The sequence below is a fragment of the Streptomyces sp. NBC_01268 genome (assembly GCF_036240795.1).
In the GTDB taxonomy this organism is placed as follows: Bacteria; Actinomycetota; Actinomycetes; order Streptomycetales; family Streptomycetaceae; genus Streptomyces.
In genome coordinates this window covers 5,653,493-5,679,855 of the sequence record NZ_CP108454.1, presented here as the reverse complement: position 1 = coordinate 5,679,855, position 26,363 = coordinate 5,653,493, and the positions used below count along the sequence as shown (strand labels likewise).

Sequence of the window (26,363 nt, the reverse complement as noted above, 5' to 3'; positions counted from 1 at the left end):
GGCACACCGTCACACAAAAGGGACATAAGGCTTACTGCTTGCTACGTTGCGGTCCATGACCGCACCGCCGCCGACGAACACGAAGGACGCGCGGGACGCGCCCCCGCCGGGGCTGCGCATCCCCAGGCGCCGCGGCGTGGAACTCTCGCTCCTCGTCTGCGCCGTCCTCATCTGCGTCTACGGCTACGCGGAGGTCGGCCTGGCCCGCAGCGGCGCCGTGCCGCCGGACGCCGCCCGGTACGGCGCCGGGCTCGGACTCCTCTCCCTGCTCGCGCACCTCGCGGTCCGATGGCGCGCCCCCTACGCCGACCCGCTGCTGCTGCCGATCGCCGTCCTGCTCAACGGACTCGGCCTGGTCCTCATCTACCGGCTCGACCTGGAGACCCCCGGCGACCGGGCCGCCCCCACCCAGCTGGTCTGGTCGACGCTCGGCGTCGGCCTGTTCATCGTGGTGGTGCTGCTGCTGCGCGACCACCGGGTGCTCCAGCGGTACGCGTACCTGTCGGTGGCGACGGCCCTCGCCCTGATGATCCTGCCGATCTTCTTCCCCGCCGTGAACGGGGCCAAGATCTGGATCCGGATCGGCGGACTCTCCTTCCAGCCCGGGGAGTTCGCGAAGATCCTGCTCGCGGTCTTCTTCGCCGCGTACCTCGCCGCCAACCGCAACGCGCTCGCCTACACCGGCCGCACGGTCTGGCGGCTCCAGTTCCCCACCGGCCGGGTCCTCGGCCCGATCGTCGCGATCTGGCTGCTCAGCGTCGGCGTCCTGGTCCTGGAACGCGACCTGGGCACCTCGCTGCTGTTCTTCGGCCTCTTCGTGATCATGCTGTACGTGGCGACCGGCCGGACCGGCTGGATCGCGGTCGGGCTCGTGCTCGCCGCGGCCGGGGCCTTCCTGGTCGGCTCCCTCGAACCGCACGTGCACGGCAGGGTCACGGACTGGCTCGACCCGTTCGCCTCGATCCGGGCCGGCGACGGACCCGGTCAGCTGGCCCAGTCGCTCTTCGCCTTCGCCGCCGGCGGGATGCTCGGGGCGGGCCTCGGGCTCGGCCACTCGATCCTGATCGGCTTCGCCGCCAAGTCCGACTTCATCCTCGCCACCGCGGGCGAGGAGCTCGGCCTGGTCGGCCTGACCGCCCTGTTCCTGCTCTACGCCCTGCTCGTCGCGCGCGGCTACCGGGCCGGCCTCGCCCTGCGCGACGCCTTCGGGCGGCTCCTCGCGATCGGCCTCGCCTCGATCCTGGCCCTCCAGGTCTTCGTCATCGCCGGCGGGGTGATGGGCCTGATCCCGCTCACCGGCATGCCGATGCCGTTCCTCGCCCAGGGCGGCTCCTCCGTCGTCACCAACTGGATCATCGTGGCCCTCCTGGTCCAGGTCTCCGACTCGGCCCGGGCCCCCCGCCCCGACATGGCCGACGGCGGGGTCATCGCACCGATCACGGAGGACGCGAAGTGACGGCGGACCGCGACACGAAGGACTCCCGATGATCCGCTACATCCGCCGGGCCGCCGCCCTCTGCCTGGTCCTGCTCGTCGCCCTCCTCGTCAACGCGGCCCGGGTCATGGTCTTCGAGGCCGACGCGTACGACGCCGACCCGGCCAACCGTCGCATCGCGATCACCCGCTGGGGCGAGCCGCGCGGGGAGATCCTCGTGGACGGACACCCGGTCACCGGCTCCCGCGACAGCGGCCAGCAGCTCCGCTACGAACGCACCTACACCCAGGGCCCGTTGTACGCACCGGTGACCGGATACGCCTCCCAGACGTACGGCACGAGCCTCGTCGAGAACGCCGAGGACGCGCTCCTCTCCGGCACCGACCCGATGCTCGCGCCGCTCCCGCTGTGGAACGACGTCAGCCGCGGCCGGCAGCCCGGCGGCGACGTGGTCACCACCATCCGGGCCCGGATGCAGGAGGCCGCGTACCGCGGCCTGGACGGCCGACGGGGCGCGGTCGCGGCGATCGAGCCGGCGAGCGGCAGGATCCTCGCGCTGGTCTCCTCCCCCTCGTACGAGCCGGGCGTCCTGTCCGGCACGGGCCCCGCGGTGGCCGACTCCTGGAAGCGGCTCACCACCTCCCCGAGCCAGCCGATGCTGAACCGGGCGCTGCGCCAGACCTACCCGCCCGGCTCCACCTTCAAGATCGTCACCGCGGCGGCGGCCCTCGACGCGGGCGTGGTCACCGACGTCGACGCCCCCACCCGCACCCCCGACCCGTTCGTCCTGCCCGGCACCCGCCGGGTCCTCCCCAACGAGGCGACGGGCTGTGGGGACGCCTCCCTCGCGTACGCGATCCAGTGGTCCTGCAACACGGTGATGGCGGGCCTCGGGGTGAAGGTCGGCCTCGCGGACATGGTGACGGCGGTCGGACAGTTCGGCTTCAACGACACGGGTCTGCGGGTCCCGTCCTGGGTGGCCGCGTCGAACTTCGACACCGCCATGAGCGACGACCAGCTGGCCCTCTCCTCGATCGGCCAGTTCGACACCGCGGCCACCCCGCTCCAGATGGCGATGGTCGCCGCGGCGGTCGCCAACAACGGCGAGATCGCCGCCCCCCACCTGATCGACCGCACCACCACCGCACGCGGCACCACCGTCGACACCACGGGCCGCCGCAGCTACCGCCAGGCCATGCGCCCCTCGACCGCCAACCAGCTCCAGAACCTGATGGTCCGCGCGGTGGAGGAGGGCACCGGCACCAACGCCGCCATCCCCGGCGCCCGCGTCGGCGGCAAGACCGGCACCGCCCAGCACGGCCTCGGCAACACCGGCACCCCCTACGCCTGGTTCATCGCCTGGGCCCAGGCCACCGACTCGGCCCAGCCGGCGGTCGCCGTGGCGGTGGTGGTGGAGGACGCGGAGGCGAACCGCACGGACATCAGCGGCGGCGGGAACGCGGCCCCGATCGCCCGCGCGGTGATGGAGGAGGGGCTGCGGCTGGAGGCGGAGGGGCGGGGGCGGTAGGGGGAACGAGAAGGGCCGTCGTCCCCACGGTGGTGGTGACGACGGCCCTTGCTCAGCCTGCGGTGGCTTCGAGCCAACGCCCGGCGGCTTCCTTTTCCTGCTTCGAGGTCCTCCGCTGGCTCGCCACCCATTCCGCGTGCTTCCGGAGATCCGCGAGACCGGAGAATCCGGCCGCCACCACGGTGGTCACGGCCAGCTCGTGCGAGGCGCAGAAGGCGGCGACGTCTCCCGCCACCGAGAGCGTGGTGAACTCCGGTGAGCCGAAACCGAGACCCAGCGCGGTGACGGAACCCTCGCCCACCAGGTCCCAGGATTCGGCAAGCCGGACCCGTGCCCACCACAGGTCCCGGCGGCTCTCGTCGAGCGGGACGGTGACCAGGAATGCGCCGTCGTCCCCGATGAGCCCGCCCGCACGGCACAGCTCGAACCAGCTGTCGTTCGCCTTGGTGAGGAAATCCGGCTCGGTGCGCTCGACGGTCGCGACGGAACACTGCCCGGAACGCTGCTGATATCCCGTGGCCAGGTTGGCCAGCGTCGGCGGGACGAGTGGGAGTTCCAGGTCCATCAGTTCCAGGAAGACCAGTCCGGCAGGGGCGAGTCGCCCAGCGTGGTCCATTGTTCAAACCTTTCCGGAAGATCTTCGGACACGTCCACGGAGGGTGGACGTAACAGTGCGCGACACCCCTTGTGGGATGCCGCGCACTGCTTTTTCTCTAATCTACTACCTGCCCCAGAGGCCGCTGTAGATGCGTGGCGAGCCGTAGTTGTGGACGCCACCCCTCGTCAGCGGGAACCAGGCGATCTGACCGGTCGTCGGATGGACCATGATCCGGATCTGACTTCCCTGCTGCCTGTTCCAGTAGATCAACGCTCCACCCGTCGGGCCCTGTCCGATCCACGAGGACCACTGGGCCCGCTGCCGGGGATTGAGGTCCCGTCCGGTGAAGTGGTCGAGTCCGTCAGGAGCGGTGCCGTGACGCGCCGGCATGTTCGGGTTCGCACGGAAGTCGGCGACCAGCTGGTGCGTCTCCTCCGGAACGTCGAAGAACGCACCGAGGTCGTTCATGTCCGTCTGGCGGGCCTCGATCTCCGCGTCCGAGTAGTTGTCCGGCGCCCAGTTCTCATGGTCGCCGCCGCCCGACTCGCCCGCCGTCGGGCAGGAGTCGTTGTGGACGAGGAGCGAGGTCGCACCCGCGAGCACGTAGTACGTGTGGATCTCGCTGACCGTGAGGTTGTGCACGGTCGCCGCCGGAGCGATCGACCGCTGGACGGACGTGACCTGCACGTACGTACCAGAGCTGGTCCGCAGCCACTGACCCGGCTTCAGGTCGGTGGCCTTGATCCAGCGGCGCAGCTCGGGCACCCACACGGGGTGGCCGTCGGTCGCCGTGAACAGGGCCGTCCGGTCGCCGGCGGCACCATCGGTGTCGATGGTGACCGTGACCAGGTGCTTGAGGCCCTGGCCCTTGATCTCGGCGGTGACCGTCTCGACGCGGGTCTCGCCGGTCTCCGGCTCGGTCGCGAGGACCTTGTCGCCGGTCCTGACCTTCTCGATCGGCTTGGTGGAGCCGTCGGCCATCAGCACCCTCGTGCCGGGCACGAAGCTGTTGCAGCCGGCCTTGCCGGAGCCGCCGCCACCACTGGAACCGCCGCTGTTCCGGGAGGAACCGCCGGAGGAACCGCCGGGCTTGCTGGTGTTGACCTTGCCGCCGGAGCTCTTGCCGCCGCCCCCGCTCTTGGGCCTGGGCTGGGAGGAGGACTTCGGCGCGGCCTTCGCCTGGGACTGCTTGTGGGCCGGGTTACCGGTCTTCCGCTTCGCCGCGGCGGCGGCGTCGGCCTTGCGTTTGGCTGCCTCGGCCGCCTTTTTCTTCGCCCGTTGCGCCGCTTCCTTCTTGGCCTTGTCGATCGCCGCCTTCTTGGCTCTCAAGGCTGCCGCCTCGGCGGCCTTGGCCGCCTTGAGGACGGCCTCCGCCGCCTTCTTGGCCGCCTTGAACGCGTGGATCGCGTCGATGGTGCGGTTGACCGCCTTGATCACCGACGGGATCTTGCCGAGCTTCGCCCACGGGATCGCGTCGATGATGATGCTGGCGCAGGACCACATGTCGCCGCCGAAGCAGGCCATGGCGTCGTTGATGCCGATGAAGTCCTTCAGCGTCTCCCACGCGACCGCGAGGATGACGGAGGTGAGGGACTTGCCCTGCATCGCCTGTGCCTGGGCCACCTGCGCCGCCGACAGACCCGCGCCCGCGAGGGCCGCGGCCCGCTCGGATGCGGTCAGGCTGATGGCGAGACCGCTCGGGTCGTCGAACGTCACCGGGTTGTTGTGGGCGTAGACGTACCCGTTGGACTGCTGCGGGTCGTTCAGGTCCATCATCGGGTCGGCGGACAGGAACCGTCCGACCACCGGGTCGTAGAGACGGGCACCCAGCGGCGTGTAGCCGGAGGCGTCGTCCCGGACCTTGCCCAGGAAGCCGGTGTGGCTCTGCTGGTTGGCCCCGACGGTGCCGGCGCCCCGCTGGTTGCCGAACGGGTCCTGCTTGCGGATCCGCACCGCCATCGTGCCGCTCATGGCGACCTCGGCGTACGTCGAACCCTGGTGGTCACTGGTCATGGCGACCAGCTGGTCGCCCGCCGTTCCGGCGGCGTAGCGCATGACCTGGCCACCGGGGGTGGAGTAGGTGCGCTGGCTGTTCAGCAGCACACCGCCCGGCTGGATCGTGACCTCGGTGTCGCCGAGGTACAGCGTGGCCGTCTTGCCCTTGATGGTCAGCAGACGGTCGCCGCCGGGACCGTAGATGTGGCGGGTGTCGTTCTGGGCCCCCCACAGCTGGGCCGCGGACGCGGTGTCACAGGCGGCCAGCACGATCGCCGTGCCGTTCGTCGCGTTGGCGCCCTGGACCGCGAGGCACAGGTTGTTCGACGCGGGGTGGATCAGCTGTCCCGCGGTGTTCCGCTTCAGCTCCTGCGCGGCGGACCCGTTGCACTTCTGGATCTGGACCGCCGAGCCGGCCGTGTTGGCGGCGGGCTGGAGGCACCAGTCGCCGTACACCGTCATGGTGCCCCGGTTGGCGTCCGGCTGCGTCCCGCCCACGAGGGCGGGGGTCGGCACGAACTTCCAGTTCTGGGCGACGGTGGTGTTGCAGGTGTAGAGCTGGACCGGCTGTGCGGCGGCCCCGAGGCCGCTCTTGAGGTCGAGGCACTTGTCCGCCAGGCCCACGTACGGGGTCTGGCCTCCGGCGCCCGCGCCGGTGATCCGGTCGATCTGGCCGTCGTACGTCCAGGACAGCGTCTGCTTGTCGCCGTTCTGGAGCGAGGTGACCTGCTTGGTCTCGCCGGTCAGCTCGTACAGCCGCTCGGCCTCGGCCTGGACCTGCGCACCCGCGGGGGTGGTGTAGGTCTTCGACACCTTGGTGAGCGTGTGCGGCTGAGCGCCGTCCGCCTTGCCGTACGCATAGGCGGTCGTGGCGTCCTTGGCGGTGTTGCCCGACAGGTCCTTCTCGACGAGCTTCTTCCGGTTGCCCATCAGGTCGTACTCGTACTGCTGCCAGTAACCCGAACCGTCGGCACCGGCGGCGACGTTGAGGCTGCCGTCGGCCTTCTTCGGGGTGGTGCAGGCGGTCTGGTCCTTGGAGGTCCAGGCCTCCTTCAGCTGACCCAGCGGGTCATACGTGAAGCACTGGTTCTCCTCGATCCCGGTGGCTCCCTCACGGATGCCCGTGACGTTGCCGGAGGGGTCGTAGGAGTAGGAACGGCTCGACACGAGGTTGCCGCTGACGACCGACGGGTCGGCCTTCTCGCGGTAGGTCTCCTGCTTGGTCAGTTCGCCGGTGGACTCGTCGTACGAGTTCTGCGCCCACACCCGGTACGGCTGCGCGCCCAGCGTGGAGCGCATGACCTGGCCGTACGGAGAGTAGACCGTCTCCGTGCCGTACCAGTCCTTTCCGGAGAGGGCTACCGGCTTGCCGTCCTTGTTGTACCGGACGACCAGCTTCTCCGCGTCGAACTTGCCGGCCTTGGGCAGGGTCGCCTCGTCCAGCATGCCGTTGTCGGAGTAGGTGTAGCCGTAGGTGTAGTCCTTCTGCAGACCCCAGGTGCTGACGATCGAGTCGGGCAGCGAGAGGGTCGTCGAGGTCGGCTGGTACTCCTTGGAGTAGCCGTTGACCTTCTGGACGTACGCGAGGCCGTCCGTGTAACGGGTGGCGGTAGCCGGCAGGCCCTTGCCGCCGGGCACCGTGTCGTAGGTGAAGTCGGACAGGACCTTGCCGTTGGCGTCCGTCTCACGCTGCTGCTTCGGGCGGGACAGCTCGTCGTAGCTGTTCCACACGGTGCCACGGGCGTTGGCGACGGTCACCGGACGGTCACGGTCGTCGTACGTGGTCACCGTGGTGCCGGTGTCGGGGTCGGTCGCCGTCTCCATCCGGCCGCGCTTGTCGTACGTCCACGACCACGGGTGGGCCTCGTCGGTCGACGAGGTCGCCTTCGCCAGCTGGCCGCGCGGGTCGTACTCGTAGCGCGTCGACGTGCGGCCGCCCGGCGCCGCCGGGTTGATGGTGTCGGTGCGGACGGTGCGTCCGACGGCGTCGGTGAAGACCTGGTAGGTCGAGGTGCCCTGCGGCTGGATCACCTTGGACCAGTCCGGGCCGTACTCGTACCGGACCGCCTTCTCCGGGACGTCCTGGGAGATGGCCTCGGTCGTACCCGGGGCCTTCACCTTGAGGACCGGCATCTCCTCGAGCACGCGGCCGAGGCCGTCGTACGAGTACCGGGTGATGTTGGGGACGGTGGTGTCAGCCAGCGGCGTGAACAGCTCGCCGTCCGGCTCGTCCTGGTTCAGGTAGGCGTTGTTGGTCTGGTAGACCTCACCGGCGCTGTTGTACAGCGTGTCGGTGATCAGACGGCCGCCGCCGTCCGCCTTCTCCTGCGACTGGCGCTCACGGCCGAGACCGTCGTAGATGGTGACGGACTTCTCGATCCGGTCCTCGTAGCCACGCGCGTACGTGGTGACGTAAGGAGGCTTGCGGATCTTCTTGCCGTCCGGGTCGTCCGGGTCCGTCACCTCCTGCGGGATCACGTAGTCGGCGCGGAAGTCCGGGACACCGGAGCCCGGAGTGCGGCCCGGGGACCACGCCTCCGCCAGTCGGCCCAGCGGGTCGTAGATCGACTCGCTGACGTAGCCGTTGGCGTCGGTCGCCTTCAGCGTGACCGCACGGCCCGGCTCGATCTCCTTGACCTGGGCGTGGCCCAGCGGATTCGTCTCGGTGATCTTGAACACCTGACCCGAGGGCGGGTCATAGGTGATCAGCGACTCCTTGCGGTCCGGGTCGATCAGCTTGGTGACCCGGCCGATGGCGTCGAAGACCGTGGTGCCGCTGGACTGGAAGCCGGTGCCCTTGCCGTTCAGCGACCAGGACTCGGTCGCCAGACCGCGCCCGGTGGCGCCGAGAGCCGTGCCGTAGGTGGTGTTGTCGTAGGCCGTGCGCGCCGCGCCGCTGAGCGAGCCGAGGTTGGCCCAGTCGGCCTTGGCACACGTCGTCGGCGAGGCGAGGACCTGCTTCGACAGACCGATCAGGTTCCTGGTCGTGTCGTGCAGGTACTCCATCTTGGTGCAGGACTCGTCGCCGGGATTGGCGTCGTCGCCCAGCGACTCCACCAACACCGGCAGGCCGTAGGTCGACTCGTACGTCGTGCTGGTCCGCACGGTCCGCAGGGTGCGCTTGTCGTCGCCGGTGCCCGAGGACTTCGTGTACGCGACCTCCTCCGGCTCGGTCACCCGCCACGCCTTCAGCGCCGTCAGGCCGTCGCCGCGGTCGCGGCTGGCCAGTTCGGTCGCCTCGGGGATGGTGATGCTGCGGGTCAGCCAGTCGGTGTCGGCGTCCGTCGCGTTGGTGTAGGCCAGTTCCTCGGCGATGCGGCCCGCGAAGGCGTCACGGTCGTAGACCTGCCGGCCGTCCGCCGTCTTGATCGGGTTGCCATGGACGTCCGTCATGGGGACGTTGTCGCCCATGCCGCGGTAGAAGCGGGTGACGGCCTTGGTCTTGGGCGCCTCGGCGCCCGGACCGCCCTGGCCGGGAGTGTCCTCGCCGGGGGTGGAGCCCTCGCCGCTGTCGGAGGCGGCCTTGCGCTGACCGGTGACGACCGTGGTCTGCTCGAAGCCCGCGAACTGCGAGTAGGTCCGGGTGGACTTCTTCGTGAACTCGGCCTCGGCCAGCTTCCAGCCGGCGTTCTTGTAGTCGTACGCCGTCGTCGTCGAGAACGAGCCGGCGACGTTCGGCAGCTCCTCGATCGAGTCGACCACGTACTTGTTGAACCAGTCGATGTCCTCGACTTCGGAGTCCGGGTGCCAGTACGAGGGGTAGCACAGGCGCGTGTTGGACTTCAGCGCCGCCGTGTCGGTCTTGCCCGGCAGGCCGGTGCCGGACAGGCACTGGTCCTGGCGCTTCTTGTACTCGACGACCGTCTCGCCGCCGTACTCGTTGACGACGCGGGCGACACGCAGCCGGGAGAAGCCCGGGCGCGGGTCGGTGGCCTCGCTGCCGCCGCGCAGGACGCGGTTGGGCATGTCATCGGCGTTGTACTCGAAGCGGACCGGGTTCAGCTGCACCTTGGCGTCGGTCGAACCCTTGCGGGCGTAACCGGTGCGCTGGATGGACTCCAGCCACAGGGCCGTGTTGGCGCCGGTCCTGAGGACCGGGAAGCTCTGCTTGAGCTGGTACTCGTCGACGACCTGGCGCGCGGCGGTGGTGGTGAGGCGCTGCGCGGACGTGGTGATCTTGTCCAGGCGCTTGGTGGTCCAGAACGTGGGACCGGCGTTCCAGCACTTCCGCTTGTACGTCGAGGTGACGGCCTGGCAGCGCAGGTCGGCCGGGGTGTCGTACCAGATGCGGTACTTACCCGGGTCGGGCGACGCGAAGTTGTCGTCCGAGCAGGTCAGCGTGCCCTCGTTGTAGCAGCGCTCGGCGACTTCGAAGCCGATGCGCGCCGGGGCGGTGGCGGTGAAGAGGGTGTCCTTGCGCTGGCCGTAGTAGATGTGCGACAGGTAGCCGCCGCGGTCGTACTTGACCGGACCCTTGAAGTAGAAGTTCTTCGCGTAGTAGTTCTGCTCCTTCTTCCACCAGAAGGACATCGCGTTGCCGTGGATGTCCTCGACGTAGTCGAGGTTCCACTGCCAGCCCTGGGTGCAGGACGACTTCTTCCAGTCCTCCTTGGTCGGGCCCGCGTAGCAGGGCTCGTCCGGGTGGTTGCCGTAGACGGGCGCCGTCAGGACGGAGTCGGTGGTCGGGTCGTCGGGGTCGGCACCGTGGTTCGACCAGCCCGGGAGCCGGTTCAGACCGAAGTGGTACTTGGTGCCGTCCTTGGTGGTGACGATCCAGTACTCGTTGTTGCGGGCCTTGTTGTCGGTGTCCTCACCGGTGACCTGCCGGACCGTGGAGCCGTCGCCGTTGGCGGTGAACCACTGCTTCTTGCCCGCGTCCCACACCAGCTCGGTGGTCATGCCGCCGAGCGAGAGGGTGGCGTTGTCGGAGCCCCAGCACAGGTCCGCGGTGCGGTGGTCCTTGTTGTTGGCCCCGGCCTTCTTGGAGTCCTGGCGGCAGTTGGTGTACGTCCGGCTGATGGAGCCCGGGTTGTAGTCCCAGCCGTCGCCGATCCAGGAGGCCTGGTTGTTCGTCGAGGAGGTGCGGCCGTCGACGGACTGCGAGTTGTACGACAGGTTCACCTTCGGCATCAGGCCGCCGGCGGTCTCCGGGGTCTGGACCTGGTACGCGTAGGTGAAGGCGCCGTTGGAGGAACCCGCCGCCCACGAGCCGGCGGACAGCAGCGGCGAGGCCGTGAAGTCACCGGACGCCGAGGAACCGGTGTCCATCGCGCCGACGACCTGGCGGCCGGAGGCGTCGACGACCTGGAGGCCGTCCGCGGCCGGCAGGGACGCCTTGCGCGCGGAGGCGCCGGAGGTCTGCGACGCGGCACCCGCGTCCGGGAGCAGGTTCGCGACCGGAACGGTTCCCGACAGGATCTGCCGGGTCGCGGAGCCCTTCTTCGCGGTCGGCTTCAGTCCGGCCTGCGCGGTCGGCACGTCCTTGACGGTGCTGCGCAGCCGCGCGACGCCGTGGTCCTGCTCGGCCTTCCCGGCCATGGTCTCGACGCCCTCGTCGGGGGCGCAGTCGCCGGTGTCCGGGGAGTCGAGGACACAGCTCGGCAGCAGCATCAGGCCGAAGCGTTCGGCGGCGAGCTGGCCGTAGCGGTCCTTGAAGCCGCTGGTGTCGACGTCGAGGAGCACCTGTGCGGTGGGGTCGGCCGTCGCCGGGGGCACGATCTCCATGACCATGCCGGGGACGCCGGACTCCTCGGACGTGGTGGTCGACTTGATCGCGACCTGCCAGTCACCGGCGATCGTGGCGGGGTCCTGTCCGACCGGGACGCCGACACCGACCGGCAGCAGTGCCGAGGTGGCCGTGTTGGTGACCTGGACGGTCTTGCCCGCCTCGACCTTGGAGGGGTCGGCCTTGCCGGCGTCCGCCGCCCAGGGGTCGACCGCCTGCGGCACGTACGGCTTGACCTCCTGAGCCTGAGCGGTGCTCAGGACCTTCTGGGCCTCGATGTCGTCGGCCAGGGCGGTGCTCTCCGGGATGTCCGGGAGGTCGACCTCTGCGGTCGTCTCCTCGCGGCTCATCCCGTCCCCGGGGACGGCCAGGGCCTGCGAGCCCAGGCTGGTCACCGTCAACGTCGATGACAACAATAGGACGACCGCCGTGCGGCTGAGCCGACGGCGTCGTCGTTGTGACTCTGTCAGGGCGAGGCGATGTCGCCCCAGCCATGACAGTGGACCTGAAGCACGCATACGCGTCGACTCCCACCCAGACGAACAAGACAACGGATGAGGTGCGGAAACACCAAAGAGCACGCGCCCGGATCAGGCGCGTGCGTGCGCACTCTCTGTCATGTACGGCTCTGGGTTCAAGAACGATGAGCACAGCGGCAGCCGCGCGGGGTGAGATTCGCCACGGTGCATGCGCAAACAGAGCACCGCACTCTCGATCTTTGCGAAAGAGCGGACAGTTCGCCACATCCGGAATCTTACGATCCGACAAATATGCATAATGCAGCCATCTTGACGTTCAGTCGGATTCTGCCACATTCGTTCATAACATCTTCATAAATCTCTCAGATATGGACGTCTTTTGGTTGCCGTGTGATCGTGTGCGCGCCTGCGCCCCGCGGTCTGTACCGCGGGGCTGTCTGTTCTGTCCGAAATCCTCTGGTTCACACGGGAGTCGAACGCCGTGCCCGCGCCGCCTAGCCTTCTCAGCCCGTTCGTGCGCACGCGCACACGGCTGACCCTCACTCTCGGCCTCGTCCTGGCCGCACTCACCGCCGCGCTGCTGCCCTGGTGGCAGCCGAACGGCCCGACCGTCCCGGGTTCCCAGACCTCCACCGAAGCGCGGAACGCGTCGGTGGGTCCGCGTGACGAGGCCACCGCGGTGGCCGAGGCGAAGCGGACGGGCAAGAAGGTGCTCGTCGAGACGGCGACCACCGAGACCCAGCTCATCTGGGCGCAGCCCAACGGCAAGATGCTCACCCAGATCGACGCCCTGCCCCAGCGCGCGAAGAACGCTGCCGGCACGTGGGCGCCGATCGACACCACGCTGCACCGCACGAAGGCCGCCGGGCCGCTGAACGTCAGCCCGGCGAACGCCGTCGTCCCGGTCCGGTTCTCCGGCGGCGGCAAGCCCGCGCGCGCCGACCGCTCCTTCAGCCGGCTCCCGCTGGCCGGGGGGACGTCGAACGGGACCCCGCTCGCCGAGGTCGACCTGGGCGGCCACACCGTCACGTACACCTGGCCGACCGCACTTCCCGAGCCCGTCCTCGACGGCCCGCGTGCGCTCTACCCCGAGGTCTTCCCGGGCGTCGACCTGCTGCTCGTGGCCCGCGCGGAGGGGGGCTTCGGCCAGGTCCTGATCGTGAAGAACCGCGAGGCCGCGCGGAACGAGGCGCTGGCGACGGTGAAGTTCGGGGTGACCTCGAAGACCGCCGTCTTCCGGCAGAACACCGGCGCCAACGTGATCCAGGTTCTGGACAAGTCGGGCCAGGAGATCGCCTCCATCCCGACGCCGTTCGCCTGGGACTCCTCCGGACGTGACTCCGACAAGCCGGACGCCGCGCCGCGCACCGCCGTCGCCACCCCGGCCGACGTGCTCAAGCTGTCGGGTCTGACCGGCATCGAGCCGGGCGCGAAGTCGGCCCAGCTGCCGGTCGCGCTCGCCGGCGAAGGCACCGGCGACCTGACCGTCGGTCTGAAGGTGGCCGAGACCAAGCTGCTGACCCGGGCCGACACCGCGTACCCGGTCTTCATCGACCCGCCGCTGAACACGGGCTTCCTCAACTGGACCGTGGCGTACAAGAAGTACCCGAGCTCCAGCTTCTGGAACGGTACGAACTTCTCCTCCGGCACCTCCGACGCCCGGGTCGGCTACGAGAGCGACACCGGCGGTCTGGCCCGCTCCTTCTGGCAGATGCGGTTCTCCTCCACCTACAAGGACGCCAAGTTCGACTGGGCCTACTTCAAGGTCAAGAACAACCACTCCTGGTCCTGCACCGAGCGGCAGATGGAGTTCTGGCTGACCGGCGGAATCTCCTCGGGCACCACCTGGAACGCGCAGCCGAGCTGGGCGAAGGTGCTGCACAAGAAGTCCTTCGCGCACGGCTGGTCGACCTCGTGCCCGGACGAGTACGAGTCGTTCACCGTCACCGCGGCGGCCCAGGAGGGCGCCGACAAGGGCTGGTCGAACATCACCTTCGGCATGCGCGCCACCAGCGAGTCCGACACCCAGACGTGGCGCAAGTTCGCCGCCACCGGCGCGACCCTGACCGGTCAGTTCAACCGCCCGCCGACCCAGCCGACCTCCGGCACCTCCGCCCCCGGCGGCGCGTGCGTGACGGGCAGCTCGGGCACCGGTGTGCTGATCGGCCGTACCAACATCACCCTGAAGGCCAAGGGCGCCGACGTCGACGGGAACCTCTCCAAGCTGCGCTTCCGGTTCTGGAAGGACGGCGGCTCCGCGCAGGAGCGTCCGCTGGCGACCCCGGACTCCAACGGCTGGGCGCAGGTGATCATCCCGGCCACGGATCCGCTCCTGAAGGACATCACGGCCAACACCACGTTCCTCTGGGACGTGCGCTCCGAGGACTCGACCTACCCCGCCGCGGGCTCCAGCTCCTCGTACTTCCCGGACGGGTCCTACCCCTGCCGGCTCACGGTCGACCCGACCGCACCGCCGCAGCCGGACATCACCAGCACGGTGTTCGACGAGGCGACCGCGGACGGCAAGACCTGGGCGAAGGTCAAGTTCGGCAAGCCCGGTGACTTCACCTTCAGCGCCCCCGGTGCGACGCGCTTCTCGTACGGCTTCGAGGGGCAGGGCTACAAGGACACCCCGCCGCCGGTCAACGGCAAGATCACGCTGCCGGACGTCGCCCCGCCGCACGCGGGTCCGATCCAGATCAACGTGTTCGCGTACGACGCCAACGGCAACCAGAGCCTGCGCGGCGACTACTCCTTCTACCTGCCGCCGCGGGACACGGCCGACGCTCCGATGGACACCGGCGGTGACGGCATCCCGGACCTGCTCGTCCTCTACCCGGACGGCAAGCTGAAGAACTGCGTCGGTGCTCCTGCCGACCCCGCGGTCGCGGGCACCGGCGGTGAGCTGTACAGCTGCCTGGCCGCGGCCTACGTGACGGCCGGCAAGCAGACCGATCCGCCGAACCACTGGATCGACGCCGCGGGCACGCCGTCCCTGATCGCGCACTACAACGACGCCTACCCCGGCGACGGCTCGACCGACCTGTTCGCGGTCACCCCGGACAAGCAGTTCTGGCTCTACCCGGGCGACGGCTACGGCAGCTTCAACGTGGACGACCGGATCAAGATCCGGCTGCCGTCCAACGCGCCCGCGCCGAGCACCTGGACGCAGATGAAGGCGATCGGCGACGTCACCGGCGACAAGCACCCGGACATCGCGCTCCGCGCCGGCACCGCGTTCTGGATCCTGTCCGGTTACACCGGCGCCAGCTTCCAGACCGCCACGCTCATGGAGGGCACGGCCTGGGCCCGCCGCGACATCGTCAACATCGCGGACATGAACAAGGACGGCACGCCCGACCTGCTCTGGCGCAACCTGGACAACGGCAACATGTACGCCCGGCACGGCAAGCCCGGTCCGGTCGCCGGCAGCGTCGACCTGGAGTCGATCAAGCTGGCGGCGAACTCGCTCAACGGCGACGTCACCTTCGGCACCAACTGGACCGAGGCCAACGTGACGTCGGCGATCGGCATCCCCGACGTCAACAAGGACGGGATCCCGGACATCTGGGCCCGCTTCGGCGACACCGGCAACATGAAGCTGTACAACCCGTCCACCACCAACACCAACGGGCCGGTCAAGACGGTCCTGGCCGTCGACTGGCGGACCATCAAGGCGTTCGGCTGATCTCGGCCGCACGCACGACACCGAGCCCCTGGCGCCCCCGAGGCGCCGGGGGCTCACCCCTTTCCCGTACCGGCTAGGCGGAGGCCCCGCCCTCCGCGATCGCCGTCTCGACCTCCGCGACCCGCGCCTGCTCCTCGGCCGCGAAGCGCTCGCGGTCCAGGGCCTCGGCCATCTCCTCGTCCTGGGTCATCAGGAGGTCCAGGTTGGAGTCGCCGAGGTCGAAGACGCCCATGTCGAGATAGGCCTTCTGGAGGCGCTCGCCCCACAGGCCGATGTCCTTGACGCAGGGCACGATCCGGCTGAACAGCAGCTTGCGGAAGAGGTGCAGGAACTCGCTCTGCTCACTGAGCGCCTCGGCCTCCTTCTTCGGGATGCCGAAGTTCTCCAGGACCTCGACCCCGCGCAGCCGGTCGCGCATGAGGTAGCAGCCCTCGATGACGAACTCCTCGCGCTCGCGCAGTTCGGCGTCGGAGAGCTGGCTGTAGTAGTCGCGCAGCGCCATCCGCCCGAAGGCGACGTGGCGGGCCTCGTCCTGCATCACGTACGCGAGGATCTGCTTGGGCAGCGGCTTGTCGGTGGTGTCGCGGATCATGCCGAAGGCGGCGAGCGCGAGGCCCTCGATGAGCACCTGCATGCCGAGGTAGGGCATGTCCCAGCGGGAGTCGCGCAGGGTGTCGCCGAGCAGGCTCTGGAGGTTGTCGTTGATCGGGTAGAGCATCCCGATCTTCTCGTGCAGGAAGCGCCCGTAGATCTCCGCGTGCCGGGCCTCGTCCATGGTCTGGGTGGCCGAGTAGAACTTGGCGTCCAGGTCGGGCACCGACTCGACGATCCGGGCGGCGCAGATCATGGCGCCCTGCTCACCGTGCAGGAACTGGCTGAACTGCCAGGAGGTGTAGTGCCGGCGCAGCTCGCCCTTGTCCTTGTCGGTGAGCTTGGCCCAGTGCCGGGTGCCGTAGAGGGACATGGCCTCGTCGGGGGTCCCGAGCGGGTCGTACGGGTCGACCTCCAGGTCCCAGTCGATCCGCGTGGCGCCGTCCCACTGCTTGTCCTTGCCCTTCTGGTAGAGGGCGAGGAGACGGTCACGCCCGTCGTCGTAATCCCAGCCGAAGCGCGCGGCGCCCGTCGCGGGCACCTGCCAGACGGGCTCCCTGGGGGCCTGCGCATAGAGGTCGTGCGTCGACACTGACGGCTCCTTCCTACGGTTCCCAGCAGGCTCACACGTTGGTAGACGCAGGGTCAACAAGTCGTGCGTGAGGGATTGACGACGTTACTGACGAGGAGTCTTATACGTTGCATGGCCAGTCTCACCGAGCCCGACTTCGCCCTCCTGCGTGACGCCCTCGGCCCGCTGCGCGACCGTGAACAGGTCGCCGAGCGGCTCCTGGAGTCCTCCCTCAAGCACTCCTTCGACCCCGAGACCGAGCTCGACTGGGACGCCCCCTTCGAGGACGGCAAATGGTTCTGGCCGCCCGAGCTGGTCTCCCTCTACGACACCCCGCTGTGGCGCCGGATGTCCGAGGAGCAGCGGATCGACCTCTCCCGGCACGAGGCCGCCTCGCTGGCCTCGCTCGGGATCTGGTTCGAGATCATCCTCATGCAGCTGCTCGTGCGGCACATCTACGACAAGGCGCTGACCAGCAAGCACGTCCGTTACGCGCTCACCGAGATCGCCGACGAGTGCCGGCACTCGATGATGTTCGCCCGGCTGATCACCCGCGGCGGCTCCCCCGAGTACCCGGTGCCGCGGGTCTACCACAACCTGGGCCGGATCCTGAAGACCGTCTCCACCACCCCCGGCTCCTTCGCCGCGACCCTCCTCGGCGAGGAGATCCTGGACTGGATGCAGCGGCTCACCTTCCCCGACGAGCGCGTCCAGACGCTGGTCCGCGGGGTCACCCGCATCCACGTGGTCGAGGAGGCCCGGCACGTGCGGTACGCGCGGGAGGAGCTGCGCCGGCAGATGGCGACGGCCCCGCGCTGGGAGCAGGAGTTCACCCGGCTCAGCTGCGGCGAGGCCGCCCGGGTCTTCTCCACCTGCTTCGTCAACCCGAAGGTGTACGAGAACGTCGGCCTGGACCGCCGCGAGGCCGTCGCCCAGGTGAAGGCGAGCGGCCACCGGCGCGAGGTCATGCAGTCCGGGGCGAAGCGGCTGACCGACTTCCTGGACGACATCGGCGTGCTGCGCGGCGCCGGCCGCCGGCTCTGGAAGTCCTCCGGGCTGCTGGCCTGAACGCCCGCCTGAGCTGCCCCGATCCGTACGGAGCCGCCCGGCGCGGCCCCGTACGGCGCTACGCTGCGGGCATGACGAGTCCCGCCTCGCCCGCGTACCGCCGGCTCAGCGTCGAGGAGCGGAAGCGGCAGCTGCTCGACGCCGCCCAGACGCTCTTCGCGCACCGGGCGCCGGAGGACGTCTCCCTCGACGACGTCGCCGAGGCCGCGGGGGTCTCGCGGCCGCTCGTCTACCGCTACTTCCCCGGCGGCAAGCAGCAGTTGTACGAGTCGGCGCTGCGCTCCTCGGCCGACGCCCTGGAGCACTGCTTCGCCGAGCCCGCGGCGGGGCCGCCGACCGAGCGGCTCGCGCGGGTCCTGGACCGGTACCTGGCCTTCGTGGACGGGCACGACGCCGGGTTCGCCGCGCTGCTGCGCGGCGGCAGCGTCGCCGAGACCTCGCGGACCTCGGCCATCGTCGACGAGGTCCGGCGGGCGGCGGCCGAACAGATCCTCTTCCACCTGGGCGTGGACCGGCCGGGACCGCGTCTCGGAATGATGGTGCGGACCTGGATCGCGGCCGTCGAGGCGGCCTCCCTGATCTGGGTCGACGAGGGCAAGCAGCCGGCCGCCGGGGAGCTGCGGGACTGGCTGGTGGACCATCTGGTCGCCCTGCTCGCCGCGACCGCCGCGAGCGACCCGGAGACCGGCCGGGTGGTGACCCGGCTGCTCTCCCAGGAGACGGCGGCGGGGCCGGTCGGCACCCTGGCCAGGAACGTCATCCCGGTGGTCAGCGAGGCCGCGCACCTGCTCTGAGCCCGGCGGAGGGGACACTGGTGGGGTGAGAAGCGAGAACACCCCCTTCCGCGGCGGCCCCCTCGACGGCCGGACGCTGCCCGTCCTGCTCGGCCCGACCGGGCACCCCCCGAAGTGGTACGAGGTCCCGGTCCCGGCCCACGAGGGCCGCCCCGCGGCCGTGTACGCCTACCACCGCGAGCCGGCCGGGTACGGCAAGCGGCTCGGGCTCCAGCAGGGCTGGGTCTACGTGTACGCGCCGGAGGGCCGGGAGCGCCGCGAGATCCGCTGGCCCTGGTCGAAGCCCCGGAAACCGGCTGCGCCGAACGAGTGAGCCCCGCGAACACCCCCACGCCGGTCCGCTCATCACACTAATCACCGCGCCATCATCCCGATGGAGGTGGTGACGTGTCGGTACGGCTGCTGCGCACGGTCTGCACGGGGGTACTCGCCGCGACAACGGCCCTGACCGGGGTGACAGGAGTGACCGGCCCCCCGGCGACGGCGGCCGAGCCACCGGTACCCGGGAGTACGGGAGTGGCGGGGGCTGCGGAGACGGGGACGGCTGAGACAGGGACGGCGGGGACGGCGGGGAGGTCGGAGGCAGGGACGGCGGAGACGGAAGCGCCGGAGCCAGGGGCGCCGGAGACGGAGACGGGGACGGGGACGGGGACGGCCTCGGACACCGGGGCCGCCGCGGACGCGGGAACGGACGCGGGAACGGACGCGGAAGCGGGGAGCGCCGCGGGAGCCGTGGCGGCTCCGGGGGCCGCCCCCGCCGCCGGGGCGCAGGAGTCCCTCGGCTCCCTCCTCGGGCGGCTGCGGAGTCTCTACCGGGAGACCGAGCAGGCCACCGAGGCCTACAACGCCGGCGAGGAGACCCTCAGGCGCCAGACCGCCGACACCCGGCAGGTCACCGCGCGGCTCTCCGCCGCGCGGGCCGAGCTCACGCGCGGCCGGAACGAGGCCGGGCGGCTCGCGCGGGAGCAGTACCAGGGGCGTTCCGAACTCTCCCCGTACCTGCGGCTGCTGCTCGCCCGCGACCCCCAGCACGCCCTGGACCAGAACCACCTGTTCGCCCGGGCCGCCCGCGACCGGGCCGGTGCCGTGACCCGGCTCCAGGGGGCCGAACGGCGGGCCGCCGACCTGGCGACGGCCTCCCGCAAGGCGCTGGACCGGCGCACCGCGCTCGCCGCCCGGCAGCGCGCCCACCGCGACGACGTGCAGACCCGGCTCCGGGAGGTGGAGGGGCTGCTCGCCGCCCTCTCCCCCGAGCAGCTCGCCGGACTCGGCGCCCTGGAACGCACCCAGACCGCCGGCGCCCAGGCCGAACTCCTCGGCTCCGGCGTCCTCGACGGCCCCCGCGCCCCCTCACGGGCGGGCGCCGAGGCGCTGCGCTTCGCGGTGGCGCAGATCGGCAAGCCGTACGAGTGGGGCGCCGAGGGCCCCGACACGTACGACTGCTCGGGCCTGACCCAGCGGGCCTGGGCGGACGCGGGCCGCGAACTCCCCCGCACCAGCCAGGAGCAGTGGCGGACCCTGCCGCGCGTCCCGCTGTCCCGGCTGCGCCCCGGTGACCTGGTCGTCTACTTCCCGGAGGCCACCCATGTCGCCCTGTACCTCGGCGACGGCCTGGTGGTCCACGCCCCGCGCCCCGGCGCCCGGATCAAGGTCTCCCCGCTCGCGGCGAACCCGCTCCTGGGCGCCGTACGCCCCGATCCCGACACCCCGGCCCTGACGACGTACGCGCCGCCCGAGCTCCCGGCGGGAGCCACGGACGGCGCGGACGAGGGGTACGGCGGGGACCGTGCCCCGGCGGTTCGGGGCCCGGCGGTTCGGGGCCCGGCGGCTCAGGAGCCGGCGACCGAGCCCAGGTAGGCGGCGGTCTTCTCCGGGTCGAAGAAGAAGTTCTCGAAGTCGGCCGGGTCGTCGAAGCCGTTCGCGAAGCGGTCGGCGACGGGCTGGAGGCCGCCGGCCGCACCGAGCAGGTTCAGGACGTGCTCCGGCGGCGGCGCGAGCATCGCGTTGGTCCACTTGGTCACGTGCCGGGCGGTCTGCCAGTAGCGCTCGAAGGTCGCCCGCATCCAGCTCTCGTCGAACTCCCGGTCGCCGTGCTCGACGATCGCGGCCAGGTAGGCGGCGGCGCACTTGGCGGCCGAGTTGGAGCCCTGACCGGTGATCGGGTCGTTGGCGACGACGACGTCGGCGACGCCGAGGACCAGGCCGCCGCTCGGCAGCTGCCCGACGGGGTTGCGGACGGTCGGGGCGTAGCGGCCGGCCAGGGTGCCGCCGGCGTCGGTCAGTTCGACCTTGGTGGCGCGGGCGTACTCCCAGGGCGTGAACCTCTCCATCAGCTCCAGCGTCAGCGCCAGGTGCTCGGAGGGGTCCTTGACGCCCTTGAAGGCGTCGACCGGGCCGCCGGGGACACCCTCCCAGAAGAGGATGTCGGCGCGGCCGGAGGTGGTGAGGGTCGGCATGACGAACAGCTCGCCGACGCCCGGCACCACGTTGCACCGCACCGCGTCGAAGTCGGGGTGCTCGGGCCGCGGGCCGAGCCCGTGGACGTAGCTGACGGCGAGGGCGCGCTGCGGCTCGTCGTACGGGGAGCGGGCGGCGTCCCGGCCGAACATGGAGACCAGCTCGCCCTTGCCGGCCGCGACCAGCACCAGGTCGTAGCTGCGGGCGAAGTAGTCCAGGTCGCCGACGGCCGCGCCGTGGATGACGAGCTGGCCGCCGCGCTGGGCGAAGGTCTCCATCCAGCCGGCCATCTTCACGCGCTGGTCGACGGACTGGGCGTGGCCGCGGAGCCTGCCGACCCAGTCGATCGCGCGGCCGCCGTCGGGCGCGCCGACGGAGACGCCGAGGCCCTCGATGCGCGGGGCCTGGGACTCCCAGAAGTTGATGCCGAGGTCGCGCTCGTGCTGGAGCGCGGTGTCGAACATGCACTGGGTGGACATGACCCGGCCGGACCGGATCTCGTCCGCGGTGCGGTTGGACATCAGGGTGACTTCGTAGCCCTTGGACTGCAGACCGAGGGCGAGCTGGAGACCGGACTGACCGGCGCCGACTATGAGTATCTTCCGCATGTGCGACCGACCTTGAGGGGGGACTCGGGGGCTATTCGGGGGAGGCTTCGAGCGCGTGGGCGACCATCGCGAGCAGGGTCTCGACGACGCTGTACCGCTTGCGCGCGTCCATGACGACGACCGGCACGTGGGCCGGCACGGTCAGCGCCTCGCGCACGTCGTCCGTCTCGAACACCTCGGTGCCCTCGAAGTGGTTGACGGCCACGATGTACGGCAGGCCGCAGCTCTCGAAGTAGTCGAGCGCGGGGAAGCAGTCGGTCAGCCGCCGCGTGTCGGCCATGACGATCGCACCGATCGCGCCGCGCACCAGGTCGTCCCACATGAACCAGAAGCGCTGCTGTCCCGGCGTGCCGAAGACGTACAGCACCAGGTCGTCGTCGAGGGTGATCCGCCCGAAGTCCATCGCCACCGTGGTGGTGAGCTTGTCCGGGGTGGCGGTGAGGTCGTCGTGGTCCTCGCTCGCCCGGGTCATCAGGGCCTCGGTCTGCAGCGGGGTGATCTCGGAGACCGCGCGGACGAAGGTGGTCTTGCCGACACCGAAGCCGCCCGCGACGACGACCTTGGTCGCGATCGGGGCGCGGGTGTGGTCCAGCTGCCAGTCCTGGGCGCCCTCTTCGGGTTCCGGTTCGGCCGGGCCGGTGGGCTGGGCGGGGATGCCGACGACGGCGGTCGGCGGTTCAGAGACGGCGGAGTCCACTCAGCACCCTTTCGAGGAGCGCGCGGTCGGGCCGGTCGGTGCCGTGCCCTGTCCCGTACACGCGGATCTTTCCCTGGTCGGCCAGGTCGCTGAGCAGCACCCGGACGACTCCCAACGGCATCTTCAGGAGCGCCGATATCTCCGCCACCGTGCGCATGCGGCGGCAGACCTCGACGATGGCCCGCATCTCCGGCATGAGCCCGCGCGCGGCGAGCCCCCCGCCGGTCAGGACCTTCCGCTCGGGGGCGGCCTCCAGCGCGGCGACGAAGGTCTCGACGAGGAGGATGTGGCCGAAGCGGGTGCGCCCGCCGGTGAGCGAGTACGGGCGGACGCGGGCCGGGCGCCGCCCCTCGCCGCGTATCGGCAGCCGGTGCGGGTGGTGGGCCGAGAACCCCGAGGGAACGGACGTCACTGGGAGCTCTCCATCGACTTGGCCAGTTCGCTGCGGAGTTCGGGGGTGAGCACGTGGCCGGCGCGGCCGACGAAGAGCGCCATGTGGTACGCGATGACGCTCATGTCGCAGTCGGGAGTGGCGTGCACGCCGAGCAGCGAGCCGTCGCTGATCGACATGACGAAGACGCTGCCCTCCTCCATGGCGACCATGGTCTGCTTCACGCCGCCGCCGTCCATCAGCCGGGCGGCGCCGATGGTGAGGCTGCCGATGCCGGAGACGATGGTGGCCAGGTCGGCGGTGGAGCCCCGCGGCCCCTCGGGCCGGTCCGCCTCGACGGCCGCGTTCTGGACCTCGGGGTCGGACGAGAGCAGGAGCAGCCCGTCGGAGGAGACGACGGCGACGGAGCGGACCCCCGGCACCTCCTCGACGAGGTTGCCCAACAGCCATTGCAGATTGCGGGCCTCAGTGCTCAGCCCGAATGTTCCGGTCGCAGTCAACCGCGTGCCTCCTCGACTGTGTCCCCCGTGTTCTCCTCGGTACGTGCTGTGTGCCCGGCCTCGATCTCGGCGGCCACGTCGCGGCGGCCGTGCTCGGCGCCCCGCTGGAAGCCGCCGAGCCGGCGGCGCAGGGCCTCCGCGTCGACGCCGCGGGTGCGTATCGGCGGGGTGGCGCTCCCGGCCTGCCGCACGATCCGCGGCGTCCGCTTGGGCAGCCCCTTGTCCGTGACCCGCTCCCAGCGCCCGGGCCGCGGCCCGGCCTCGTCCGCGGGGATCTCCGCCTCTTCGACGCTCCGCTCGTGCGCGTCGGGCTCGGGCGGGGGGTCGGGGAGCCGGACCTGGAGGGTGGTCTCGGAGACGGACTCCACCGGGGTCGCGGCGGGGATCTCGTCAGGAGCGGCGGGCTCGGGCTCGTACGCCGACTCCTGCTCGTACGCCGGTACGGGGGCGGGCTCGGGCTCCTGCTCGTACGCCGGTACGGGGGCGGGCACGGGCTCGTACGCCGACTCCGGCTCGTACGCCGGCGCGGGCTCGGGCCTCTGGTCCTGCGCCTGCTCCTGGGCCTGTTCCTGCGCCTGTTCCTGCGCCTGCTCCCGTGCTGCCGTCGCGGCGCGGGTCTCCGCCTCCGCGGCCGCGATGGCGCGTTCCGCGGCCTCCACCAGGGGGTCGCGGTGGCGGGAGGGCAGGGTGTTGGAGTTGGCCTCGGCGACGGAGCCGGGGAGCGTGACCACGGGCGCGTCGGCCGCGACCGGGACGGGCGGCGGGACGGCGGCCGGCGGGGTGGTGGGGAGCAGCGGCAGCGGCAGGACCACGACGGCCGCGACGCCGCCCGGCTTCTGCTCGCGCAGCTCGACCCGCACACCGTGGCGCGCGGCGAGCAGCGCGGCGACGCGGATGCCGAGGCCCTCGCCCTCGGTGTCGGCGATGGCGGGGTCGGCGAGCCGGGCGTTGAGCTCGGCGAGCCGGTCGGGGGTGATGCCGATGCCGGCGTCCTGGACCGAGAGCATGACCTCGCCGGACTCCAGGAGCCAGCCGGAGAGCTGGACCTGGGAGTCGGGCGGCGAGAACGAGGTGGCGTTCTCCAGGAGCTCGGCGACCAGGTGGCTCAGGTCGTCCGCGGCGAACCCGGCGACCTGCGCGTGCGGCGGCAGCGCCTGGATGCTGACCCGCTCGTACCGCTCGATCTCGCTGACGGCGGCCCGCAGCACGTCGACGAGCGGCACCGGGCCGGGGTGCCCCTGGTGGTGCTCGTGGCCGGCGAGGACGAGGAGGTTCTCGCTGTGCCGGCGCATGACGGTCGCCATGTGGTCCAGCTTGAAGAGGGTGGCGAGGCGGTCCGGGTCCTGCTCGCGCTCCTCCAGCTTCTCGATGACGCCGAGCTGGCGGTCGACGAGCCCGAGGCTGCGCAGCGAGAGGTTGACGAAGGTGTGCTGGACGGTCTGCTTGAGCCGTTCGAGCTCGGCGGTGAGCCGGGCGCTGTGGCCCTGGAGTTCGGCGCGCTGGGCGGCGAGCTCGGCGGCGAGGGCCTCGCGGGCGCCGGTCAGGTCGGCGTGCTCGGCGTCGAGCCGCTCGGCGCGGGCCGCGAGCGCGCCCAGCTTGCCCTGGAGGGTGTTGAGGGACCGTACGACCTGGGCGAACTCGTCGTTGCGGCCGGTGAAGCGGATCGGCTCTTCGGCGTGCGGCTCGGCGGCCGTGGCGAGCCGGGCGGCGCCGATGCGCAGCACGGCGAGCGGCCGGGTGAGGCTGCGGGCCACGTAGGTGGAGATGCCGACGGCGACGAGCAGGCAGCCGCCGAGGAAGGCGATGCGCACTTCGAGGGCGGTGACGTCGTCGTCGCGGAGGGCGGTGAGGCGCTCGGCGCGCTCGGTGGCGAGGGCGGACTCGACGCCGCGCATCTGCTCGATGCGGGCGGAGAGTGCGGCGTCCAGCTTGGCCGGGTCGGTGTTGAGCTCGGAGGCGGAGAGCTCGGGCCGGTCGGTGAGGCGGGCCAGGTAGCGCTCGGCGTTCTTGACGTCGGGCCCGGTGACGGTGGCGGCGAGGGAGTCGCGCGCGGGGGTGGTGGCGGCCTGGTCGAAGTCGCCGAGGGCGGCGAGTTCGCGGACCCGGGCCTGCTGGGCGGCCGAGGTCAGCGCGGCCCGGAGCCGGTCGGCCTCGGCGGCGCCCTCCGCCTCGTCGGCGACGTAGGTGCCGGTGGCGGGGTCGTAGTGGGTGGTGCCGGTGGGTTCGGGCCGGGGGACGGCGAGCGCGGCGAGCAGCAGGCCGCGCTCGGCGGAGGCCTGCTCGGTGGCCCGGCCGAGGGCTGCGGGGGCCCGGACGGACTCGGCGGCGCGCGCGGGGGTGTCCTCGGCGAGCCGGTCGGCGAGGGCCTGCAGCTTGGCGATGACCTCGGTGTAGGCGCGGTGCGCGTCGAGGGCGGAGCCCTTGCCGGTGAGGGCGGTGCGGCGGATCGACGGGACGCCGGAGAGCTCACGGCGCAGGTCGTCGGGGGCTGCGGTGCGGATCTCGTCTATCTGGCGGTCGACCCGGGCGGACCGGGCGCTGGTGACCTGCCGCTTGTCGTCGCCGGTCTGCTCGTCGCGCCCGGCCGCGATGTACGCGACGACCTCGTCGCGCTCGTCGGAGAGGGAGTGGGCGAGGGTGACGGCCTGCCGGTCGAGTTCGGCGAGGGCGACCAGGCTGACGGAGTCGTCGAGGTCGCCTGAGGCGGTGAGGATCGCGGGGGCGCCGGCGGCGAGCACGGTGACGCCGACCAGGGCGACACCGGCGACGAGGCGGCCGCGGACCCTCTTGGGGCGGCCGGCGGGGGCCTGGGGGGCGCTGTCGGTGCCGTGCGCGGGCAGGCCGGGGTGCTGCGGGTCACCGGGGGTCTGGCTCCGCGCGCCGTTGTTGCTCCGAGGCCGCTTCTTCTGCACCGGTGCTCGCATTCTTGATCGTCCGCCCATGAAGCAGAGGTGACGACCGGTCACATGTCGAGAGCCCCCACCCCTGGTGTGTCTTCCGACCATTTCAGCGGTTCTGGTCAGGGGACTCGCATCGGCCGCTCCGCCACCCGAACGAGTGAACAACACTCATGAGTTGGCAAACAACTCCTCCCGGTGAGCGCCGGGGCACCGGACTTACCCTCGGTTGGATCTTCCGCGCGGCCTTTGGCAGGATGCCCGCCCGCAGCTTCCCGGAGCTTGCCGTTCCGGGCCTCGGACCCCGTCAGGCCCCTTTGGTACAGGCCAGATTCGGGGGT

At 71.1% G+C, this 26,363-nt stretch carries 15 protein-coding genes; 7 read left to right on the top strand and 8 right to left on the bottom strand.

The window, feature by feature from the left end; translation table 11 throughout:
- Positions 1-55 precede the first annotated feature (55 nt).
- Both OG309_RS25760 and OG309_RS25755 read left to right on the top strand, forming a co-directional pair.
- Complete coding sequence (locus OG309_RS25760) at positions 56-1,456, top strand: FtsW/RodA/SpoVE family cell cycle protein (RefSeq protein WP_329424138.1); 1,401 nt, start codon at positions 56-58, stop codon at positions 1,454-1,456.
- Between the two features lie 28 nt (positions 1,457-1,484).
- On the top strand, positions 1,485-2,963 hold the full coding sequence (locus tag OG309_RS25755; protein ID WP_329424137.1) for a penicillin-binding transpeptidase domain-containing protein: 1,479 nt from the start codon (positions 1,485-1,487) through the stop codon (positions 2,961-2,963).
- Between the two features lie 52 nt (positions 2,964-3,015).
- Here OG309_RS25755 and OG309_RS25750 read toward each other — a convergent pair whose 3' ends face one another.
- Positions 3,016-3,579 carry a hypothetical protein gene (locus tag OG309_RS25750; RefSeq protein WP_329424135.1) on the bottom strand — a complete coding sequence of 188 codons (564 nt, stop codon included), beginning with the start codon at positions 3,577-3,579 and terminating at the stop codon, positions 3,016-3,018.
- Between the two features lie 105 nt (positions 3,580-3,684).
- The gene (locus OG309_RS25745; protein WP_329428538.1) at positions 3,685-11,676 is read right to left on the bottom strand and encodes a ricin-type beta-trefoil lectin domain protein; all 7,992 of its coding nucleotides are present in this window, start codon (positions 11,674-11,676) and stop codon (positions 3,685-3,687) included.
- Between the two features lie 598 nt (positions 11,677-12,274).
- On the opposite strand from OG309_RS25745, the gene OG309_RS25740 reads away from it, so the two are divergent.
- Positions 12,275-15,448: a DNRLRE domain-containing protein gene (locus OG309_RS25740; RefSeq protein WP_329424133.1), complete on the top strand. Its 3,174-nt coding sequence runs from the start codon at positions 12,275-12,277 to the stop codon at positions 15,446-15,448.
- A gap of 73 nt (positions 15,449-15,521) precedes the next feature.
- Here OG309_RS25740 and OG309_RS25735 read toward each other — a convergent pair whose 3' ends face one another.
- Positions 15,522-16,631 carry a ferritin-like domain-containing protein gene (locus OG309_RS25735; RefSeq protein WP_329424131.1) on the bottom strand — a complete coding sequence of 370 codons (1,110 nt, stop codon included), beginning with the start codon at positions 16,629-16,631 and terminating at the stop codon, positions 15,522-15,524.
- Positions 16,632-16,742: 111 nt separating this feature from the next.
- Between OG309_RS25735 and OG309_RS25730 the strand changes: the two genes are divergently transcribed.
- From OG309_RS25730 to OG309_RS25715, 4 genes are all read left to right on the top strand, one after another.
- Complete coding sequence (locus tag OG309_RS25730) at positions 16,743-17,678, top strand: AurF N-oxygenase family protein (RefSeq protein ID WP_329424129.1); 936 nt, start codon at positions 16,743-16,745, stop codon at positions 17,676-17,678.
- Positions 17,679-17,749: 71 nt separating this feature from the next.
- Positions 17,750-18,472 carry a TetR/AcrR family transcriptional regulator gene (locus OG309_RS25725; protein ID WP_329424128.1) on the top strand — a complete coding sequence of 241 codons (723 nt, stop codon included), beginning with the start codon at positions 17,750-17,752 and terminating at the stop codon, positions 18,470-18,472.
- Between the two features lie 25 nt (positions 18,473-18,497).
- Complete coding sequence (locus OG309_RS25720; protein ID WP_329424126.1) at positions 18,498-18,785, top strand: hypothetical protein; 288 nt, start codon at positions 18,498-18,500, stop codon at positions 18,783-18,785.
- 419 nt (positions 18,786-19,204) lie between these two features.
- Positions 19,205-20,329 (top strand): C40 family peptidase, encoded by a 1,125-nt coding sequence (locus OG309_RS25715; protein ID WP_329424125.1) that lies wholly within the window; start codon positions 19,205-19,207, stop codon positions 20,327-20,329.
- Here OG309_RS25715 and OG309_RS25710 read toward each other — a convergent pair.
- Genes OG309_RS25710 through OG309_RS25690 form a run of 5 tightly spaced genes read right to left on the bottom strand, consistent with a single transcriptional unit; the run spans position 20,302 to position 26,037 of the window.
- The gene (locus OG309_RS25710) at positions 20,302-21,537 is read right to left on the bottom strand and encodes a styrene monooxygenase/indole monooxygenase family protein (protein ID WP_329424124.1); all 1,236 of its coding nucleotides are present in this window, start codon (positions 21,535-21,537) and stop codon (positions 20,302-20,304) included. The two genes, OG309_RS25715 and OG309_RS25710, sit on opposite strands and share 28 nt — an antisense overlap.
- Positions 21,538-21,568: 31 nt before the next feature.
- Positions 21,569-22,234: a GTP-binding protein gene (locus tag OG309_RS25705; RefSeq protein ID WP_329424123.1), complete on the bottom strand. Its 666-nt coding sequence runs from the start codon at positions 22,232-22,234 to the stop codon at positions 21,569-21,571.
- Positions 22,215-22,646: a DUF742 domain-containing protein gene (locus OG309_RS25700; RefSeq protein WP_329424121.1), complete on the bottom strand. Its 432-nt coding sequence runs from the start codon at positions 22,644-22,646 to the stop codon at positions 22,215-22,217. The genes OG309_RS25705 and OG309_RS25700 overlap by 20 nt, the downstream gene beginning before the upstream one ends.
- Positions 22,643-23,125 (bottom strand): roadblock/LC7 domain-containing protein, encoded by a 483-nt coding sequence (locus OG309_RS25695; protein ID WP_329424119.1) that lies wholly within the window; start codon positions 23,123-23,125, stop codon positions 22,643-22,645. Before OG309_RS25695 ends, OG309_RS25700 begins: the two co-directional genes overlap by 4 nt.
- On the bottom strand, positions 23,122-26,037 hold the full coding sequence (locus OG309_RS25690; protein WP_329424118.1) for a nitrate- and nitrite sensing domain-containing protein: 2,916 nt from the start codon (positions 26,035-26,037) through the stop codon (positions 23,122-23,124). The genes OG309_RS25695 and OG309_RS25690 overlap by 4 nt, the downstream gene beginning before the upstream one ends.
- Positions 26,038-26,363 lie beyond the last annotated feature (326 nt).

Coding starts and splice junctions, on each gene's coding strand:
- OG309_RS25730 (WP_329424129.1), top strand. CDS start 16,743: ATGGCCAGTCTCACCGAGCCCGACTTCGCCCTCCTGCGTGACGCCCTC.
- OG309_RS25725 (WP_329424128.1), top strand. CDS start 17,750: ATGACGAGTCCCGCCTCGCCCGCGTACCGCCGGCTCAGCGTCGAGGAG.
- OG309_RS25755 (WP_329424137.1), top strand. CDS start 1,485: ATGATCCGCTACATCCGCCGGGCCGCCGCCCTCTGCCTGGTCCTGCTC.
- OG309_RS25710 (WP_329424124.1), bottom strand. CDS start 21,537: ATGCGGAAGATACTCATAGTCGGCGCCGGTCAGTCCGGTCTCCAGCTC.
- OG309_RS25750 (WP_329424135.1), bottom strand. CDS start 3,579: ATGGACCACGCTGGGCGACTCGCCCCTGCCGGACTGGTCTTCCTGGAA.
- OG309_RS25760 (WP_329424138.1), top strand. CDS start 56: ATGACCGCACCGCCGCCGACGAACACGAAGGACGCGCGGGACGCGCCC.